General features: G+C 33.1%; 18 protein-coding genes. 7 read left to right on the top strand and 11 right to left on the bottom strand.

Going from position 1 to position 19,505, the window contains the following annotated elements; all coding sequences use genetic code 11:
* Positions 1-187 precede the first annotated feature (187 nt).
* Both KFE69_12720 and KFE69_12725 read left to right on the top strand, forming a co-directional pair.
* Positions 188-1,045, top strand: coding sequence for a hypothetical protein (locus KFE69_12720; GenBank protein ID UTW42331.1), 858 nt, complete (start codon positions 188-190; stop codon positions 1,043-1,045).
* A 24-nt stretch (positions 1,046-1,069) separates the two neighbouring features.
* Positions 1,070-1,366, top strand: a complete 297-nt coding sequence (locus KFE69_12725) for a hypothetical protein (GenBank protein UTW42332.1) — start codon at positions 1,070-1,072, stop codon at positions 1,364-1,366.
* Here KFE69_12725 and KFE69_12730 read toward each other — a convergent pair.
* Positions 1,357-2,229 (bottom strand): LysR family transcriptional regulator, encoded by an 873-nt coding sequence (locus KFE69_12730; protein UTW42333.1) that lies wholly within the window; start codon positions 2,227-2,229, stop codon positions 1,357-1,359. The genes KFE69_12725 and KFE69_12730 overlap by 10 nt on opposite strands.
* 107 nt (positions 2,230-2,336) lie before the next feature.
* Between KFE69_12730 and KFE69_12735 the strand changes: the two genes are divergently transcribed.
* Positions 2,337-3,425: a YeiH family putative sulfate export transporter gene (locus KFE69_12735; GenBank protein ID UTW42334.1), complete on the top strand. Its 1,089-nt coding sequence runs from the start codon at positions 2,337-2,339 to the stop codon at positions 3,423-3,425.
* A 46-nt stretch (positions 3,426-3,471) separates the two neighbouring features.
* On the opposite strand, the gene KFE69_12740 is transcribed toward KFE69_12735, so the two are convergent.
* From KFE69_12740 to KFE69_12760, 5 genes are all read right to left on the bottom strand, one after another.
* Positions 3,472-4,443, bottom strand: a complete 972-nt coding sequence (locus tag KFE69_12740) for an aminoglycoside phosphotransferase family protein (GenBank protein ID UTW42335.1) — start codon at positions 4,441-4,443, stop codon at positions 3,472-3,474.
* 11 nt (positions 4,444-4,454) lie between these two features.
* Positions 4,455-4,790 (bottom strand): tRNA-binding protein, encoded by a 336-nt coding sequence (locus KFE69_12745; protein UTW44082.1) that lies wholly within the window; start codon positions 4,788-4,790, stop codon positions 4,455-4,457.
* A 104-nt stretch (positions 4,791-4,894) separates the two neighbouring features.
* A complete protein-coding gene (gene rpsA / locus KFE69_12750; GenBank protein UTW42336.1) occupies positions 4,895-6,565 on the bottom strand; it encodes a 30S ribosomal protein S1 in 1,671 nt (556 codons plus the stop codon).
* 153 nt (positions 6,566-6,718) lie between these two features.
* Positions 6,719-7,783, bottom strand: coding sequence for an ornithine cyclodeaminase (locus KFE69_12755; GenBank protein ID UTW44083.1), 1,065 nt, complete (start codon positions 7,781-7,783; stop codon positions 6,719-6,721).
* A 138-nt stretch (positions 7,784-7,921) separates the two neighbouring features.
* Complete coding sequence (locus tag KFE69_12760; protein ID UTW42337.1) at positions 7,922-9,280, bottom strand: M48 family metalloprotease; 1,359 nt, start codon at positions 9,278-9,280, stop codon at positions 7,922-7,924.
* A 180-nt stretch (positions 9,281-9,460) separates the two neighbouring features.
* Here KFE69_12760 and KFE69_12765 point away from each other — a divergent pair, with 180 nt between their 5' ends.
* Complete coding sequence (locus tag KFE69_12765; protein UTW42338.1) at positions 9,461-10,984, top strand: hypothetical protein; 1,524 nt, start codon at positions 9,461-9,463, stop codon at positions 10,982-10,984.
* A 91-nt stretch (positions 10,985-11,075) separates the two neighbouring features.
* The gene (locus KFE69_12770; GenBank protein UTW42339.1) at positions 11,076-11,702 is read left to right on the top strand and encodes a phosphoribosyl-AMP cyclohydrolase; all 627 of its coding nucleotides are present in this window, start codon (positions 11,076-11,078) and stop codon (positions 11,700-11,702) included.
* 9 nt (positions 11,703-11,711) lie between these two features.
* Here the strand turns inward: KFE69_12770 and KFE69_12775 are convergent, their stop codons facing one another.
* Complete coding sequence (locus tag KFE69_12775) at positions 11,712-12,608, bottom strand: hypothetical protein (GenBank protein ID UTW42340.1); 897 nt, start codon at positions 12,606-12,608, stop codon at positions 11,712-11,714.
* A gap of 198 nt (positions 12,609-12,806) precedes the next feature.
* On the opposite strand from KFE69_12775, the gene KFE69_12780 reads away from it, so the two are divergent.
* On the top strand, positions 12,807-13,427 hold the full coding sequence (locus KFE69_12780; protein UTW42341.1) for a phosphoribosylanthranilate isomerase: 621 nt from the start codon (positions 12,807-12,809) through the stop codon (positions 13,425-13,427).
* Positions 13,428-13,871: 444 nt separating this feature from the next.
* On the opposite strand, the gene KFE69_12785 is transcribed toward KFE69_12780, so the two are convergent.
* Together KFE69_12785 and KFE69_12790 are read right to left on the bottom strand one after the other, a co-directional pair.
* Positions 13,872-15,701 (bottom strand): Hsp70 family protein, encoded by a 1,830-nt coding sequence (locus KFE69_12785; GenBank protein UTW42342.1) that lies wholly within the window; start codon positions 15,699-15,701, stop codon positions 13,872-13,874.
* Positions 15,698-16,246, bottom strand: coding sequence for a DUF2760 domain-containing protein (locus KFE69_12790; protein ID UTW42343.1), 549 nt, complete (start codon positions 16,244-16,246; stop codon positions 15,698-15,700). The genes KFE69_12785 and KFE69_12790 overlap by 4 nt, the downstream gene beginning before the upstream one ends.
* Positions 16,247-16,357: 111 nt before the next feature.
* Between KFE69_12790 and KFE69_12795 the strand changes: the two genes are divergently transcribed.
* The gene (locus KFE69_12795; GenBank protein UTW42344.1) at positions 16,358-17,506 is read left to right on the top strand and encodes a dihydroorotate dehydrogenase; all 1,149 of its coding nucleotides are present in this window, start codon (positions 16,358-16,360) and stop codon (positions 17,504-17,506) included.
* On the opposite strand, the gene KFE69_12800 is transcribed toward KFE69_12795, so the two are convergent.
* Both KFE69_12800 and KFE69_12805 read right to left on the bottom strand, forming a co-directional pair.
* A complete protein-coding gene (locus tag KFE69_12800) occupies positions 17,495-18,763 on the bottom strand; it encodes an MFS transporter (GenBank protein UTW42345.1) in 1,269 nt (422 codons plus the stop codon). The genes KFE69_12795 and KFE69_12800 overlap by 12 nt on opposite strands.
* A gap of 80 nt (positions 18,764-18,843) precedes the next feature.
* The gene (locus tag KFE69_12805) at positions 18,844-19,419 is read right to left on the bottom strand and encodes a hypothetical protein (GenBank protein UTW42346.1); all 576 of its coding nucleotides are present in this window, start codon (positions 19,417-19,419) and stop codon (positions 18,844-18,846) included.
* Between the last annotated feature and the right edge of the window lie 86 nt (positions 19,420-19,505).

A 19,505-nucleotide genomic window follows, 5' to 3' on the forward strand; every position in this document is an offset into this window, starting at 1 on the left:
AGCCGTAATGTATAATAGCTTTTGACTTATTTCAACTTAAAGTTACTTAAGAGATTACAATTTATCTAAAATAAATCGCATAAAAAATTATCAACAAATAGACTAAAAATATTATATCATCATTTACATAACTATTTATCCATACTAACCTTTAAACTAGAAACTGGACTAGATGGATGTAAATCATATGAAATGGAAGCATAATTATATAATTAACTTAATCACAATCTTAGCATTTATGGTGTTAAGTACAGCCTATGCTGATACATCAACAACAGGCGCATCAACTACTTCATCAGCTGCTTTAACTAGTGCAGCTGACTCTCCTCAGTCAAAAGATTATTTTTTCACAAAAGATTATCAGAAAGTAGCAACATTACCTGCCTTTAGCCTTGGCGCTCCTGTAGGATTAGTGCCATCATGGGGTGTTATTTTTGCTGGTGCAGGTGGATTAACCAATAGTCCGTCATCAAATGACGTTGATGGTAGTCTTGCTTTTGGTTTTGGTATTGGGGATGCAATTAAAAATGTTGGCGGTGCAATTAGCTTAGGCATTGGTAGCGTCGACCCAACTGATGGTGGTGAATTTAACCGAGGCAATTTTGGTGTATCACTAGGACACTTCTTTACTAAAACACTCACAGCCATATCAGTTGGTGGACTAAATTTAGGTGGTTGGAATGATGGAGGCTCTGATGCCATGGATCCTTCATTTTATGGTGCTATTACACAAATATTACCTAATGATTACTTCCCAGTCATTCTAAATTTAGGTGTTGGTAATAATTCATTTTACTACCTAAAAAGTGATCAAAGACCAACTACACATGTTGGTGTATTTGGTTCAGCAGCTGTTTATATTCTGCCACAATTAAGTGCAATTGTTGATTATACTTCTGGCGTTACCACAGCAGGTGTCGGTATTGTCCCTATTGCAGCATGGCCGATCTCAATTACTTTATCTGTTTATGATATATTTGAATATGTACCTGATCATCCTAGAGTGTCATTTATGGGTTCTATTTCCTATGCATATACTTTCTAACCATTTTTCAAGGAGTATTTTAAAATGAATCGCGTGTTAACTCATTTAATAATTGCTTTTTCGACTTTAATATTTAGCGCATTAACTTATGGCGCACCTAATGATCAAAATAGCTCTGATGGTTCTGCAACTTCCCAAACACCAGGAAGCACGTCATCAGGTAGTGGAGGTGGAACGCCTGCAACAGGCGGCCGCGGTATTGGTGCAGCATTTACTGCTGCAATCACTGGTACGAATGGCTCAACCACCGCTGCTGCAAATAATGCAACTTTTAACGCCATCGCTGAGCAGACTAATAACACACCTTATAGCTATCGGTAATCTTTAATATATGACAAAAACACCTTCATGATTTCACTCTGATATTTTTCTTTATAAATTAACAAATAAAAATAGCGTGATAGATCAATTATCTTTTGATCAATTTTTTTAACTTTTGTGGTTGCTTTAAGTACACTTTCAGAAACACAACCTAAAGCATTGCTATTAGACACAGCTTCTATGACTGCCTCATTACTACCTAATTCCAACAATACATTCATTGATAACTGAAACTCGCTGATCTTCTTTTCAAGCACATTACGTGTTCCAGAGCCCTTCTCTCTTAATACCCAGGAATAGTCCAGCAGATCTTCTATAGTGGTGTTTTTATTATTCAGTAACGGATGATCATCTCTTGCAACAATTACTAAATGATCTTTTTGTAAAGGTACTTTTATAAATAAATCATTGATTACTTCATCTTCAACAAAACCAAAATCTATTTCATAATTAGCTAATTTATCTAAAATCTGCTGACTATTTAAAATCATTAAGCTTAAATCAATATTTGCATATGACTGGTTAAATATAATTAATTTCTGTGGTAGGAAGTAGTTACCAACAGTCATTGAAGCACCAAGAGATAAATTACCAGTTAATTTATTTCGATGTTTGAACATCTTATGAATTTCTTCCGCACCTTGTATAACCATCTGTACTTTTACTCGAATCGCTTTAGCATTCTCATTGAGTATAAGGTTACGCCCGACTCGATCAAATAACTTAACACCTAAGCTTTCTTCAAGCTTTTTTAATGCTAGAGATGCTGCAGGCTGTGATAAAAAGCATTTTTCAGCTGCATCTGTTAAACGACCACATTGAGCTAATGCCAAAAAAAGCTGTAATTGTTTTAAAGTAACCATATATTTATTTTTTAAATTTATACTATTAATTATATAAATTATACAAATATAAAAACACTTTGTACAATCATCTTAAACCAATAAAAGCAAAAAAAGGTTAATTCAAAATGTTAGAAAATATAACAAACAATAATGAAATTAATACATCAAAGCACATAATTAATATAGCTAAATCACTACTACCAGGGATTATCCTTACAGCAATTATCACATGTATAAGCCTTATCTTAAGTGAAATTCCGCAAATTAAACAATTAGGAATTAGTCCATTAATTATTGGCATTTTACTTGGTATGCTAATTACCAATACCATTAAAAATAAGCTACCTGTAAGCATTAATCCAGGTATTACTTTTTCGGCTAAAAAAATATTACGCCTAGCAATTATTTTATATGGGTTTCGCTTATCATTTCAACAAATTGCATCAGTTGGTTTTGATGGGTTTATCATCTCTTTAATCATGCTATCTAGTACTTTTATCTTAGGCATTGTACTAGGGCAAAAGCTATTTAAACTTGACCGTGATACTTCTATTTTAATTGCCTCAGGTAGTTCCATTTGTGGTGCTGCTGCAGTTATGGCAACTGAGTCAGTTTTAAAATCTGATAGCTATAAAAATGCAATTGCAGTTGGAACAGTTGTTATCTTTGGTACTTTAAGTATGTTTTTATACCCTGTTATGTATCAATTAGGTCTTATACCTTTATCCTCATCAGGGTATGGTATTTACGCTGGTGCAACTATTCATGAAGTAGCTCAAGTTGTTGGTGCTGGCAGTGCAGTTGATACTGCTGCGGCTAACACTGCAGTCATTGTCAAGATGACACGTGTTATGATGCTTGCACCACTTTTAATCATTGTTGGCATTATTCTATCTAAAAAAGAAACACTAAAAGCAAATACAAATATCAATACTACTCAAGCCAAATCATCTTGGTTAAAAATTATCCCTCTATTTGCGATTGGGTTTATTATTATTGCTGCAGTTAACTCATTACATATTATTGACCCTTCGATTGTAGGCCATATTAATAATTTAGATACCTTTTTACTCACCATTGCTATGACAGCCCTTGGCCTTGAAACACATATTTCAAAATTTAGACAGGCAGGCCTAAAGCCAATTATCTTAGCCTTTATCCTTTTTATCTGGTTAATATTTGGTGGCCTTGGTATTACTTGGTTGATATATTAGTTTTAACAATGCAAATAAGCCCCAAGTTCCTTCTAAAATAACAAATTTAACTATTATCAGAAATAAAAGACCGTAAACATCCAGATATTGCACCTTTTTTATATACACTTGCAGGTAATACTTCATCTTCTGTTGCTGTATAAATAAATTGATAGCCTAAAGCTGCATAAAAGCCATTTAGTTTGCCAGCAAGATTAAATGCTTCAATTAAATTTTTTTGATCATATCTATCTAGCCAAGGTTTAATCAACTCTAATTTAAGATTATGGTATACTTTACTTTGTGTATCTAAGTCTCTCTGATAAACAAGATTCCACAGACAAGCATTTAATGAAAAAAATGGATGACAAATCGCTATCTCCCCCCAGTCAATAATACCAACATTGTTTGATATTTGATTAAATATCAAGTTACCATCATGAAAGTCACAATGATTTAATGTCTCTGGAATCTGATAAGATTTTAATTTATCTGATAGTTCTATTAATTTAGTGGTTAATTGTACTAACTTTTTATACTCATAATGCCGTAAACCATCAACTTGTAATTGGCTTTGATGGTTAAGCAAATGATTGTATAAGGTTGGCAAATTATCCAATGTATAATCTTGTGCACCCAGTGCTCGTAGCAAAGAAGTTTTACCTTCAAAATAACGCTGTAATTTTGTATAAAATACAGCGCCTTTAATGAATAGATCAATCATTAATTTTTGATCCGAAAGCGCTCTTAATGATATATCACCAATACTTGAAATTAAAAATGCACATAATGGTTTATTAACTGCAACCAAATTAGGTATATAAGATAAATTTAATTGATTTAATAAATATAAAACTGATGTTTCAAGATAAAGTGATACTGGTGTTTGCTTAAGAAATATTACACGTTTGTCAGTTTTAATTCTATAAACAAATGACCACGGCATATTATTTATTTTTTGCTCAGATTCAACTACTTCACCGAGTTCATGCAAATATTTTTTTGCCCAAATAATTGCCCTATTATTTAAAACACTCATTAATTAAACTTTTAAGCAAGTTTTACACCATTAGGCACATCTTGGTCAGGTACAGCTAGAACCACACCATCTTGACGATGAAACCCTGTCACTAAACATTCTGACATAAAAGGGCCTATTTGCTTTTTAGAGAAGTTAACGACAGCAACTATTTTTTTGCCAATTAAATCATCTTTAGCATAAAGGTTAGTAATCTGAGCACTGGATTTCTTAATTCCAATATCATCACCAAAATCAATTGTCAGCTTATAGGCTGGTTTTCGAGCTTGAGGAAAATCATCTACTTGAATAATGCTTCCAACACATAATGCAACTTTTGAAAAATCATCCCAACTAATTTCATTCATCATCTTATTAATCCTTAAAAACAAAAAAAGCGCCTCTTTAAATTAAACATAAAAGAGTCGCTTTTTAAAAGATATGTTGTAAAGAAAAATTAATTTAGTTGTGATTACTCACCTTTTAATTTCTCTTTAATTAAATCACCAATCGTAGTTGGTGCCATTTGTTCTTGCTGCTTATAGTTTGCACGTGCTTTTTTCTCTTGGTCATCAGATAACGCTCTAACCGATAGCGTCACACTGCGACGCTTAGGATCAAGACCAACAATTTTCGCTTCAACTTCGTCACCTGTTTTTAATACATGACGCGCATCTTCAACATGCTCACGAGATAAATCAGCAACGCGGATAAAGCCTTCAATCTCACCACCTAAATCAACTGAAGCGCCATTTTGTTGGACTGTTGTTACAGTACCTTTAACAATAGAGCCTTTTTCATGTTGAGATGAGAAGCTTTCAAATGGATCAGATTCTAGTTGCTTAATGCCTAATGCAATGCGCTCACGTTCAACATCAACAGATAATAAAACAACTTCAATCTCATCACCTTTATGATAAGTTTTGATTGCTTCTTCACCTGATTTATTCCATGAAATATCAGAAATATGAACCAAACCATCAATACCACCATCAAGGCCAACAAAGATACCAAAATCAGTAATTGAGCGAATAGTACCTTTAACACGATCCCCTGCATTACACTTATCAGCATACGCTTTCCAAGGGTTTTCTTGACACTGCTTCATGCCTAGTGAAATACGGTGACGCTCTGCATCAACTTCTAATACCATCACTTCAACTTCTTGACCCATAGTCACTAGTTTATGTGGATTTGCATTTTTATTTGTCCAGTCCATCTCTGAAGTATGTACTAGACCTTCAATACCTTCACCTAATTTAATAAAGCAGCCATAATCAGCAATATTAGTCACTGTACCTGTAATCACTTTACCCACCGGCAAACTCTCAACAACCTGCTGCCAAGGATCTTCACCTAATTGTTTAATACCTAAAGAAATACGATTTTTCTCTTGGTCAAACTTAATAACTTTAACATCAATTTCATCACCAATTGTCAACATATCTCCTGGATGCTTAATACGAGACCATGACATGTCAGTAATATGTAATAAACCATCAATGCCGCCAAGGTCAATAAAGGCACCAAAGTCTGTGATATTTTTGACAATACCCTTAGTCACTGTACCTTCTTGAAGACGTGCTAATAGCTCATCTCTTTCTTCTTTAGTTTCAGACTCAATAACAGCACGGCGTGATACGACAATATTGTTACGCTTAGAGTCTAGCTTAATGATTTTAATATCAATATCTCTATCTTCTAAATGACTGATATCACGAAGTGGACGAACATCAATTAATGAACCAGGTAAGAATGCTTTTAAGCCACGTACTTCAACTGTATAACCACCACGAACATGGTTAACAATACGCCCTTGAACAATCTCTTCATCTTCACAAGCTTTTTCAAGCTCTCTCCAAACTTGTTGACGCTTAGCTTTCTCACGAGATAACTTAGTTGCACCCCATGTGTTGTCAATTGCATCTAATACAACTTCAACTTCATCACCAATTTGAACTTCAACTTCATTATCTCTATTTTTGAACTGTTCAACTGGTACAACTGATTCAGACTTAAGTCCTGCATCAACCCATACGAAATCTTTATCAATTGCTACAATCGTGCCTGTCATTGTATGACCAACACGCATTTCTGTTTCTTTCAAAGACGCTTCAAAAAGTGCCTTAAATGATTCACTCATATACATTTCCTAATTCATTAACCGATGTCTGGTTTAACTTAAGCTGTATCTTCTCTCATCGGGAAAAAAAGACCAACCACTTAAAAGCAGAAGTATTTTAACGGAAAATCATTCATTTTGCTAATATTTTGAACAAAAAAATGGATAAACTACTTAAATTGATAACGAGCGACTAGCTACATTAGATAAATTTTCTGTATTTTTTAATACTGAAAATAAGTCTTTTGGGTCTTCTAATGGTGGAATCATATTAACAACTTCGCCAATTTGATATTGTTGTGATAACTGATAAGTTAGACGTAAAGCTGAAAAATCTTCCAAAGCAATCCCAACAGAATCAAATAAAGTAATCTCATCTTCTGATGTCCTTGCTGGCTTTTGATTGGTAATTAATTCCCATAACTCAGCATACACTTTTGTTTCTGCTTCTTTATGAGTAAATCGTTGAATTTCACCTTCAATAAATGATTGATCAAAATACTCAACCACCGTTTTACTACGATGAAGAATACTTAGTTCAAGCTCAGTTTTTCCAGGGCAGTCACCGCCTAAGCCATTAATATGTACACCAGGTTTAACCCATTCATCTTTGATGACATCAACATGTTTTTTACATGCTGTACAGACGGTTATGATATCTGCACCTTCTACAGCTTGTTTGTGACTATCACATCGCGTTAATTGAATATCATAGCTTTTCATATTACGTTCAAATCGATCCATTGCTTTTGGATCTGTATCAAAATAACGAACCTCTTTAATATCACGCACTAAAAGATGCGCTAATACCTGGAAATCACTTTGTGCACCAGTACCAATCAGTGTTAAAACTGATGCATTTTCTCTTGCTAATAAATCTGAAGCAATTGCAGCTGTTGCAGCTGTTCTTAAGGCTGTTAGTGTTGTCATTTCACTAATTAATAAGGGATAACCATCTTCAATACGAGATAATTGCCCTGTCGCAACGACGGTTTGTTTATTTGATAATGGATTATTTGGATGTCCATTGACATATTTAAATGTAAATAGTGCATCATCTGCAACAGGCATTAATTCAATCACACCGCCTGGAACATGAAAAGCAGGTCTTGGCATTTTATCAAATGCTTGCCAACGCGCAAAATCTTCTCTTAGCGCTTGCATTAAATCCATAAAAAATGCTTTTAAGCCATGACGATGTATTAATTTAGCTAATGCCTCTACTGATAAAATAGTCACCATATTTACTACTCCTTTTTCAAAATGCACTTAAAAGTGATTTTTCTTCTCTTCAATGATACCATATCCAATGCTAGAGTAGTCTAACGAGATCAATGAATGAATGCAAACCTTACGCCTTAATCTATTGCTTAAAAATCAATCTAATAATAAATTTTTTAACTTTTCTTCTTTTACTTCTACTTCCTTGTAATACCGCGACTGTACTGGCAGATGTGATTTTGCTAATTTTAACTGTGAGAGTGCATAGGCAATTTTCCCTTGATAATAATAAGCTTCAGATAAATAAAAATGCATCAAGCCTACTTCTCCTAACTGATCATAGACTAATGCAAGCTTTTGGTAACTGCGATATTGATTAGGGTATTGAGCAATTAAATCATATAAATACCAACGGGCTTGATCAAACTTTTTTGAAGCAATCAAATAATCAGCATACTGAAACTTTAAAGCTTGTGATAATGGATATTGATTTTTTAATACCGTTAATATAGCTTCAGCTTTATTATAATTTTTAGATAAAATTAAAGCCTCTATATAAGATAAACCAATAATTAAATTATCATTACTTTTTTGCCATGCACCATCTAAATATTCTACAGCATGATTAGTTTGCTTATTTAATAAAGCCGTTAATCCTAATTTATAATCTTTTTCTCTTACCGTTAAGTTTTGATCTTTTTTAATTTTTTGATCATGATTGTGTGGCAAGCGCTTCATTGAGACAGCTAGTTTAATTTTAAGTAAACGGTAATTCTGATAGGAAGTAATAATATAGTCTCTAGCTTTAGTTTGCTTTTTTACACTGATAGTTTCTGCCTGACGTTTTTCTACGACTGGGTGCGTTAATAGTGGCTCTATCGCTTTATGATAATTTACTCTTGGTAAATGCGCTAAAAATTCAGACATTGCTGATTTTGGGTAGCCTGAGCTAACCAAAATTTGACCACCAATTCGATCGGCTTCATATTCATGTGCTCGCGTATAGCTAATTAATTGTTCAGAGGTTGCGGCAATTGAGCTTAAAACACCTGCCTGGGCAACTTCTGGTGAAATAGCACCACCAACAAGAATTGATGCAATGATTGCTGCTGCATTAATAACTAGTTGCTGTGTATATTGCTCATACATTCGATTGAAATGTTTCTGTATCACATGAGCAATCTCATGCGAAAGAACTGCAGCTAATTGTGCTTCATTATCTGTATTTAGAATCAAAGCACTATTGAGAATGATAATATTGCCAGGTAAGGCAAAGGCATTCACCTGATCTGATTTAGCAATATAAAAATCAATTTCTGTCGTTGGCTTTGATGAGTGGCTGACTAGATAATTACCTAATTTTTCTAAATAATCATTCCATAATAAATCAGTATAAATCGGTGTTCTATAACTAATCTGGCGTAAAATTTCATTACCTAATGCTCTTTCTTTAGGAGTAGAAATTAATGCGTATTCTGTAACAGCTTGGCTACAGAGAAATATGTTTATTAACAATATTAAACATAATCTATATAAATGATTTTTCATTACAAATACTATGACTAAGCCTTATTAGTATACCTTTATTAGTTTATCGTAAATGTTTGATAAAAACTGTAATAAAACAGCATTAGACAGTTGATCTTTTCAACTACTAAAATTAAATGATCAAAATAAAACCAGGGAGGGGTCACTATGCCACAGGATAAAAGAGTCAAGCAATTTGCATTACTTAACGAAATTTCAACTCAACTTTATGAGCTTGCATCGCCTTCATTAGCAAATCATTTAAAACTACCAGGCATAGAAACTAAAAAACTGCCTAACACGATACCTAAAACATATGTTCCAATACTGCTACAAGCAACGCCAGAAAAATTACCTAAAAATAAATTCACATTACATGCTGATATGATGCACAGCTATTTAAAAACAAATAAAACTAGCATCCTCTATGAAAGTAGTGGCTTTATCTTCAACAGTGAAGATACCTCATTGGTTGAATTTTTAATTGAGTTATATAAAGCTTATAGCAATGATTCATTTGAACAGCTAATCATAGCCATTGATAAAAGCGCCCCTATTAAAGCGCTAGCAAGCATTGCTAGTATTATTGATACTATCTATAAAAGCATATTTACTAAAATAGAAAACATATCAGATAATCCACTTTATCAACAATTTGCATTATCACAAATTTACTTTACCTTTCATCAGGATATATTGTGCTTTATTGCCAATAATGACTATATTCAACAATTAAACTCCATTCATAAAAATACAATTGATACGATATTAGCCTATCCAACTACACGAATACATCGAATATTATTAATTTTTGAAAACTTGCATAAATTATTGATTAAATATAATGATATTACTGAAATTAATACGATTTCTAATCAAAACCTTAATAGTTATACTTCTCAATTACATGATATATTAAATCAGTCTACTCCTTCACAGCATGAAAAAAATTTTATTCGTTTTTATATTGATAAATTCAAAGATTTTTCACAATCCTTTGCAAGTTTTGAAAACGATATTTTATCGATCCTAGATAAACTAAAAGATAATTCTGGCCAATACAAATTAACTAATATGCTAATAGAGTATTCTAATCAACTGTCTAAATATCTAGAACTATACTTAAAACTACAGCTATGCATAAATCAACTAACATCAATTATTAAAGATGAACTAACTGTAATAAACCCCAGTATAAGGAGTGTACTAATTCAGCATACAGATAACTTCAATAACTTTCTAAATAAGCAACATACAACAATATGTTTATTAATAAATAGTTTTAACAAACTCAATGCTATAGAACAAATACTTAAACCATTTGTTCAATTACATGACCAATATACCTGCAATTATGACAAACCCTATTATATTGAAAGCGAAAAGCAAAGAATTTTTGAGTTAATTAAATCAACTGTAAACCGTATTGATTCTAAGCAGGCCGAAATAGCACCTGAGCATTTATCAACCCAACACTTAGACAATAATGATTATCAAACTACTCTTAACCCAAACTTATTTAAGCAAAGCGTAGATAAGCCTGTTGAAAAATCTAGTATAAATGATATGGATAATTTTGATACTACTGAGTCTAAAATTAATTGCACAACACCACCACAGCATTTTTCAGATCATGATTCATCTAGCCATACATTACTTGAAAACTCACTAAAAAAACATTCACTGGCATAATCTTATAATGTGACCTACATTTAATTTATAGTTAGCAAATTATTGTTTAAACTTTTTTATTATATAATCAGATATTAAATAGGAGAAAATGATGACTAAAATAAAATACTTTAATATTAACAAATCATTGACATTAATATTTGGTATTTCATGTATGCTAATATTATCTCTAACAATATGTACCACAAATACTTATGCAACACAACTTAACAACAAAAAGCCACTTTCCAACCAAATAAGTAGTGATCATTCAATCACTATATCTGAAGTCATTCAAGCACAAAATGCTTGGGCAAAAGGCATTGTTACTATTGGAAATGCCTATCTTGATCATAAAGACTATCAACAAGTTGCAAAAAACTTAATTCAACAATTATATGCTTATAATTATGAAAATGGTATTGTTTTATTTAAACCGACCAAAGCTTCTGAAACACCATTTAGAAAAACAAAAGAATCTGCACTATCCTACTTTGTTGGTGACAATGTAAACTATAGCGAAGATAAAGGCTTTGCCATACAGCCATGGACTAAAGTTGTTTTTCATAATGATGAAATGTACTTCCATGGTGATATGGCTATTGCCATGGGCACCTATGACTTTACTGATACCAAAGGTAAAGTAACCAGTGTTGAGTATACCTTTGCTTATGTAAAAAACCCCAAAGGTCAACTTAAGATCGTACTACACCATTCATCCATACCTTATAGTAGCTAAAATTATATATTAATAAGAGTTTTCATTTTTTCTGCTAACATCATCATTTTCTAGTTCCATATGAAATATTGGCTCAGGTTGCCTCATTGCTTCTTCATTAGCAAATAAACCATCCTCACTTGGAGCTGATGGGACAATTTGATCATCTATGCCCTCTATTTCATAATCAGATAACTCACAATCATAGGGAGCTGAAGGGGCTAGAGGTGGATTCCATATACGCTCATATACTTCATCTATATCTTCTTGAGTAGGCCCACTATGCACAGTATAGCAATTATTTGACTCACAGACTGTTTCATAAAATATTTTAGCCCGATCTATTGGCTTGTTTAAAATAAATCTTACAGCATCACCACCTAAACTAATATCAAATGATTGAATATTACTTAAAAGTTTAATTCTTTCTTGATAATCTTCTTGTTGGTATAAGTCTAAAATTTCCCTTAAATTTAATAACCATGGAAATTGATTACTATAAACTGTTTGACTTAATAATTGATTAAATTGCTCGTAGCTATCTGATAATATATTTTCTATTATTCGTTGTATCTGTCTATCCGGATAATATCCCATCTCATGATAATTACTGCACAAATCGAAGCATTGTTTAATTGCATTTGCGTGTTCTTTATTTAAACTAACTTCATCTACTACAGCTTCAAAAACTTTATAAGATAAACTATTTTTATCTGGCAAATTTTGGAAAAAATAACTCAAAGCTGACTTTAAAACCCTCTCTTTAACATCTGGATCATTAAGTGATTCTCCTTGGTAAAGTTTAACTTGCTCTATCATATCATGTAAATTTTTCACTACTTTTGATGGGCCTTTCAGTTTTCTCATCGGCCCCATATTTTCATAATAAGATAAAATTGCATCACTAATTCTGTCGATATAATTCATAACCACAACCCTTATATTTATAGTCACTATTAAACAAATTGATTGATGTATTCCCAAAGTGCTAAGCCTATATTAAAAAAGAAAAACAAATCTAACTACATCAATTATTGATATATAATGTTAAATAATTAACATAAATTGACGGATTTATGGCAAACTATAGCATAAAGATCTATACTAACAACTTTTAGGCTAAAAATGATTCGAGTTAAAATTTGTGGTATTACAAATATAGAAGATGCCCTTTGTGCTTATCATTGCGGTGCAGATGCATTAGGATTTGTCTTTTATAATAAAAGCCCACGCTATCTAACAGCTGAAAAAGCCAAATTAATTATTCAACAACTACCCCCTTTTATTCAAACTGTTGGATTATTTGTTAATCATACTAAAGATGAGATTGATAGCATTTTAAATCAAGTACCTGTCAATCTATTACAATTTCATGGTGATGAATCTGATTATTTTGCACAACTATTTAAACGCCCTTTTATTAAAGCAGTCAGAGTAAAAGACGCATCTGATATTGAAAACGCATCGACTAATTATCCTAATGCACAAGGCATATTAGTCGATCACTATAAAAAAGATAATTTTGGTGGCACAGGAGAGTCTTTTGACTGGTCATTAATACCTGCTCACAGGATAAAGCCTATTATTCTAGCGGGTGGTTTAAATTGTCAAAATATTAATAAAGCCATTACGGCTGTTTCCCCAGATTCTGTAGATGTTTCTAGTGGTGTAGAAAAAGAAAAAGGCATTAAAGATCATAATTTAATCAAAAAATTCATCTCTTGTGCGAAATTGTCCATTATCTAAATAGGGAATATCTTAATACTCAAAAAGACATACGCTATATTTAAGTTTTATTAACCGATGCATAATGTACCTAGTTTAACAGGCAACCCCCTAGGAAGGAGCAGAGTTCTTAAAGGAAAATGAACTTAAATCAACACGGATGTTGATTGCTCCGACCGCTTTAAAATGTTACTCTAGTAACCAATTTAATTTATCATAAAGTAAACATCTATGGTTATTATCGCAAGTGTATTAATCGGATTAGTACTCGCAGCTATCACTTTTATATTATTAAATTATAACAAATCACATCAAAATGCAAAATACCAAAATATTAGCCATATGCTTAATGGCATCATTATTGGATTAGTTTTCTTTTGTGTTAGTTTTTTCAGTTGGTTTTTATTGCATTAATTCCATTAGGCAAAAATTAATTTTGAATATTATCTGACGAAAAATTATAGTTTAGGTATGTTCAACACAGTCATGACGCATATTAAATTCAATCTTCCAGCTATCATCTGAATTTTGTGCGTTGGCATTTAAAATAAGGGTACCGACTTCTGTTTGTGATGCTGATAGATAAACTGGCACCACATCACCTTTTTGATATTTCTCTGATTTTAGATTAATTTCAAGTTGATGCAACTCTTCTAGCTCTTCATTTGCAACATCTGCTAAAATTTCTCCTTCTTTATCTTCTCGGCGAACATTTGAGCCAAAAAACCTAAAATTCACTGGCTCACCAACAACAAGTCCAAAGCTTTGGTCAGATACAGTCACATTTGCGCCAGACTCCATACCAAATGGCGCCACACACAAAGCTTCAATTGGCGGCTCAAAGCCTGGAATTGCAGGCATCGAAGATTCCAAGCCAATATAATAAGACTGTGCACTTCCACCACGTATTCGAATTACCTTACCTGCTTGAACTTGACCAAATACAGAAGCACCTTTGGCAACACTTAAATCATAATCTGCACCGGATAGCTCAACTGCTGGATCACAGTTAGCTTGCATTAACCAACGATTTAAAACACTTAAAAGACGTTGGCGTAAAACTGATGATTTAAATACGCCACCATTAAATAATACTTTATTTGGCTTAATAAAATCTTTTTGTTCATGACCTTCAAGCGCTTTTTTTTGTTTAGTTAAAAAGTCAGCCAAATGGCGCGTAATAGCAGCATCTTGTGCATAATTAAGACTCATACGACTAACACCACTTCTAAGCCTATTAACCGGCTTATCATCTATCTCCACATTAGGGAAAAAGCCATCTAAAATTGTTTTAGCAACATCACTTTGAGTAATTTTTTCTTTAACTGCTCGACCAATTAACTTAGATGACCTACCTGGTATCACAACGGTTGCTTGCTCTAAAGAAGCATCAGATAATAAGCTTTCTTTGGCACTACGAGCGCTATAAGTTAATGATTGAACTTGCCATGGCTCTAATTTTTTACCGTTTTTAGAAAACTTTTCATTGACCATATAAGCTAATAACCAATCCATATTATCGCCACCAACAAGAATATGCTCACCTACAGCAATGCGCTTTAAGCTTAAATCACCTTCATGCTCTTGAACTGAAATTAATGTAAAATCACTAGTACCACCACCAACATCAACAACTAAGATCACATCACCAATTTGTACCTCATTTCGCCAATGATCACCTACTTGATCTAACCAACTATAAAAGGCAGCTTGTGGCTCTTCTAATAGAGTTAAATTATTTAAATCACTTAATCTTGCAGCTTCCGCAACAAGCTCTCTTGCTGCAGGATCAAATGAGGCTGGAATTGTTAAGGTTATTTTTTGTTGAAATAATGGTGCATCGGAAAATGCCCAATCCCAAGCATTTCTTATATGTTCAAGATAGTAAATAACTGCTTGTAAAGGTGAAAACTTTTCAATATCTTCAGCTGCATTGACAGGCAGAATCCCACTTCTTTTATCAATATGTTCCTGACAGAGCCAACTTTTAGCACTCGATACAACACGGTTTGGCGTTTTAGAAGCATGCTCTTTAGCATATGTACCAACAACCACATGACTTTCTTGATCCCATGGCAGAGCAATTTCTTCTGGTCGAATCGTTGCCGCATTAGGCATATAAATAAATGATGGCAATAATTTATGCTTATCAATTGTCCCTGGCTCAGTTACTTGCAATAAAGGAAAAGAAACAACTTTTTGAGGCTTGTCACCATCTTGGTTAATTTCACTATAAGTCACTGCGCAGTGTGTCGTACCTAAGTCGATACCAATGATATACTTTGCATCACTCATAGCTCAACCTCCGCTGGATTAACGATCGAAAGTTTAGCCTTATCTGTTACCTTCGGTAAGTTTATGCCACTAACCTGCCAGCCTTTATGAACTAATACACCTTGATAAGGTGGCTCACCCTGAATATCACCAATAATATGTATTTTCTGTGTATCAAACCCTTTATAAACGGTAATACTTGAGTCTTCATTTTCTTCTCTAATCGCTGTTAATTGAACATGCTCAGATAGTACTTTATTGCATCCTTGATGAACAATTCTTGCAGCAGCGCCCACTTCTTCATCAGTATAATTAAGAATTTCTTCATGTAGAAAATCAACCAAACGCCCATGCTTTTGTAACAGATGCAGTAGCTGCAAAGCAGCTGTTTGATCATGCTCTTTTAATAACATTGACTCACTTTTAATAGTGGATTGATTAACATCTGCCTCTTTATTTAAAGATACTTTCAAGGCATCTTTATCAGTTAATTCTTGCGTATTAACATCTACCTTTCCAAAAATAAGTGCGCTAATTCGCTTACCCCATGATAGTTTTATTTTCATTATTATTCCTTAATTAAAAACAAATTACTCAAACCACACTAATTTTAGCATTTTAATTAAATATATAAAGCTATCTTCGTTTAAGAAATCACTTAAAGTTAACCTATATCTATGCTAAAATTTTATAAATCCAATTTTTGGAGTCTTAAAAAAGCAATGAACGCTACTTATCACATAAATCAAAGCTATCAATGGAATTATGAAAACGGCCCTATATTTGAAGGCGAGATTCCAAAACGTCCTGATATAAAACCAATAAAACTATGGGATTATGAAATCAATTCCCCTATTGGTATCCCAGCAGGACCATTGCTTAATGCAAACTTCATCGCTTTATATGCAAGATTAGGTTTTGATTTGCCTGTTTATAAAACTGTACGCACAATTGAACGCCAATCCCACCCTAAACCTAACTGTTATTATCTTAAGCAACAAGATAGGCTAAAAGAAACTGATATTTTAGCTGACGCCATTACAACTAGAGATATGCCAGAGAATATAGAAGATATATCGATTACTAATTCTTTTGGTATACCAAGTAAACCGGTTGAAATTTGGCAAGCTGATATTGAATTAGCCAATTATTCAATTGATAGAAATCAACTACTTATTGTTAGCTGTGCTGGCACACCTGGCCTTAAAGAAAGAAATATTATAGAAGATTATGCACTGTGTGCTCAACTAGCAATAGAAGCAGGCGCCAAAGCCATTGAACTTAATCTATCCTGCCCTAATGTTGTCTCTAAAGAAGGAAGCATTTATCAAGATGCACAACTGTCTTCTGAGATTACTCAAGCTGTCAAACAAACCATTGGCTCAACACCACTTATGATTAAAATTGGTTATTTTAAAGAACAACAACATTTAGCAAATATTCTAAAAGCGAATGCACCTTTTATTGATGGTGTTGCTGCAATTAATACTATTCCAATGATTGTTCGAGATGAAAACGGTCAACAAGCACTGCCTGGAGAAGGTCGACTGACAAGCGGCATTTGTGGCAATGTCATTCATAATCTAGCCGTCAACATGGTACAAAAAATAGCCCATGAAAAACGCGCCAACCGTTATGATTTTATTATTTGTGGCTCAGGCGGCGTAATGGCACAAGAGCAATTTAATCAATTTTTAGATGCCGGCGCTGACCTTGCAATGAGTGCGACAGGCGCTATGTGGAATCCTTATCTTGCCTATCAGTGGCATTGTGCACAAGCCCAAGAAAATACCTCAGTTCAGCAAACACACTTATTAGCAGATTGACTCATTAAATAGTTTATTTCGACAAATAATTACATATAAACTCATAGCAATAACAGCAACTGCAGGGAATAAAACTGCATTAGCTAGTTTCAAATGTGCTAAATAACCATTTAATAACCCAACTAATGACCAAGATAATGTTGCAACAACATAAATAAATCCTGCCACATTACCTTGGATATTTTTATTAGCCGCATTTGACATCAAAGCACTGACCAATGAAAAAATCATCACATCGCCTAAAAGCGTTGGAAATAGTGATAACCAATACAAACTTTCAGTGATCACCCCCGGCTCAAACCATAAAATAACCCAGCTGGTAACAACGCCTATTAACATCATTATACATGCAATATAAAGCATTATTTTTTGAGAAAATAGTCGGTATAAAACTGGAATAACTAAACCACTGATAATAATTAAACAAACGCCAACTAAACTTACAAATAAGCCAATTCCACTAGCCGATAAATTAAAATGCGTCCTACCAATAACAGGGGCAAATAAGTAATAGCCTCCCCATGCTGCCTGATCTAAAATCAAAAGCATCACCAACCAACGCAATGTGGAATTTTTTAATATCTCTTTAATATTGTTATACCATAATAACATTTGATTGGCATATGCCTTATTTGTTGGCATATACGTATCTTTAAAATAAAATCCAATAAAAAGCCCTAATATTACACCACCTAAACCAATCACAAGAAATGGCCATAAAAAATAGGCATCTAAAAAACTAGCTTCAGCAATATGACTACTTAATAACGGCCCAAACATAAAGCCAATACCAATAAAAAATTGAATTAAACTAACATAGAGTACTTTATTGGTTTTTTCAGAAATATCATTAATAGAAGCCATACAGACAACTTTAGTTGCACTAACTAAATTGTATATAATAAAGCCAATCAATAAAATCCAAAAATTTTTAAGAAAAATCGCAATTATTGCTAAAAGTGCTAATACACCAATGCCTGCAACACAAATCAATAAACTACGTTTTCTGCCAATTTGATCTGAAATACTACCAATAATTGGATTAGAAAACATGGCCGCAAATTGCGTTAAACTTGCAAAAACACCATATAACCACAGCTTATCTGATTCAGTTACCTCATGTGAAAAAAAAGGTGTCACCTGCGAAAAAAAAATCAAGGTTGCTAAGGGGACTAACATACCAGAGATAAATTCTGATAATGTTAATATGCCATAGCTTTGTAGATATTGCCTTGGCAGCTTGGATACGTTTATCATTAGTTGTAATGTTGGTTTAATTATAATTAACTTCGTATCCTACAGCCAAAGTAATAAATGTCAATTTTCTAGTCTAAAACTTAATGAGCTAATTTTATGCCCTTAACAGATTGTAAAAGCATATCACCATAAGATGGTTTATTGGGTATGCCTTTTACTACTGAAAACTGTTGATCAAATGCTGCTTGTAATTGCTGATTTGAACAATGCTTAAAGCTTTCAATTGCTGCTTGTAATGCAGGGAAAAGTACTCCATCTAACTTAACCAATTCACTTCTTAAAGTGGTTAATGATTTAATGGTTGCTTTTGTTGGTGCATCTTTTGGATGATTTCGCCAATAGCTAATCCAATAGCTTTCAATTTGTTTTGAAACATCAATTTGCATTTGATTAAATAGCATAAAGCTACCAGCATTTAAGCCATGGGCTAGCGCATAATCTTTAGCACCATTTAATACTTTTACTTCTTGAGCTGCGGCATATACATTACCATCAGTAACATATTTATTAGCGGCAACCCCTTTAATCAATTCAGTACGCTCTGCCATTAGTTGAAAGGCTGTATTGACTTTTGTCATATCACAATGATCTGCATAGCTTGAACTAGCAGCAGCCAATGATAGAACTGAAGTTGCAATTAAGGTTTTCTTTTTCATTATATTAATCCCCCTAAAGTATTTTATGTTATTGTTGTAATTTTTGTGTGATTATAATGAAATTATTAGCCAAAAACAATTATGAA

This window comes from bacterium SCSIO 12844, assembly GCA_024397935.1.
Lineage (GTDB): Bacteria > Pseudomonadota > Gammaproteobacteria > Francisellales > Francisellaceae > M0027.

Coding starts and splice junctions, on each gene's coding strand:
- KFE69_12720 (UTW42331.1), top strand. CDS start 188: ATGAAATGGAAGCATAATTATATAATTAACTTAATCACAATCTTAGCA.
- KFE69_12725 (UTW42332.1), top strand. CDS start 1,070: ATGAATCGCGTGTTAACTCATTTAATAATTGCTTTTTCGACTTTAATA.
- KFE69_12730 (UTW42333.1), bottom strand. CDS start 2,229: ATGGTTACTTTAAAACAATTACAGCTTTTTTTGGCATTAGCTCAATGT.
- KFE69_12735 (UTW42334.1), top strand. CDS start 2,337: ATGTTAGAAAATATAACAAACAATAATGAAATTAATACATCAAAGCAC.
- KFE69_12740 (UTW42335.1), bottom strand. CDS start 4,443: ATGAGTGTTTTAAATAATAGGGCAATTATTTGGGCAAAAAAATATTTG.
- KFE69_12745 (UTW44082.1), bottom strand. CDS start 4,790: ATGAATGAAATTAGTTGGGATGATTTTTCAAAAGTTGCATTATGTGTT.
- rpsA (UTW42336.1), bottom strand. CDS start 6,565: ATGAGTGAATCATTTAAGGCACTTTTTGAAGCGTCTTTGAAAGAAACA.
- KFE69_12765 (UTW42338.1), top strand. CDS start 9,461: ATGCCACAGGATAAAAGAGTCAAGCAATTTGCATTACTTAACGAAATT.
- KFE69_12770 (UTW42339.1), top strand. CDS start 11,076: ATGACTAAAATAAAATACTTTAATATTAACAAATCATTGACATTAATA.
- KFE69_12775 (UTW42340.1), bottom strand. CDS start 12,608: ATGAATTATATCGACAGAATTAGTGATGCAATTTTATCTTATTATGAA.
- KFE69_12780 (UTW42341.1), top strand. CDS start 12,807: ATGATTCGAGTTAAAATTTGTGGTATTACAAATATAGAAGATGCCCTT.
- KFE69_12785 (UTW42342.1), bottom strand. CDS start 15,701: ATGAGTGATGCAAAGTATATCATTGGTATCGACTTAGGTACGACACAC.
- KFE69_12790 (UTW42343.1), bottom strand. CDS start 16,246: ATGAAAATAAAACTATCATGGGGTAAGCGAATTAGCGCACTTATTTTT.
- KFE69_12795 (UTW42344.1), top strand. CDS start 16,358: ATGCTAAAATTTTATAAATCCAATTTTTGGAGTCTTAAAAAAGCAATG.
- KFE69_12800 (UTW42345.1), bottom strand. CDS start 18,763: ATGATAAACGTATCCAAGCTGCCAAGGCAATATCTACAAAGCTATGGC.
- KFE69_12805 (UTW42346.1), bottom strand. CDS start 19,419: ATGAAAAAGAAAACCTTAATTGCAACTTCAGTTCTATCATTGGCTGCT.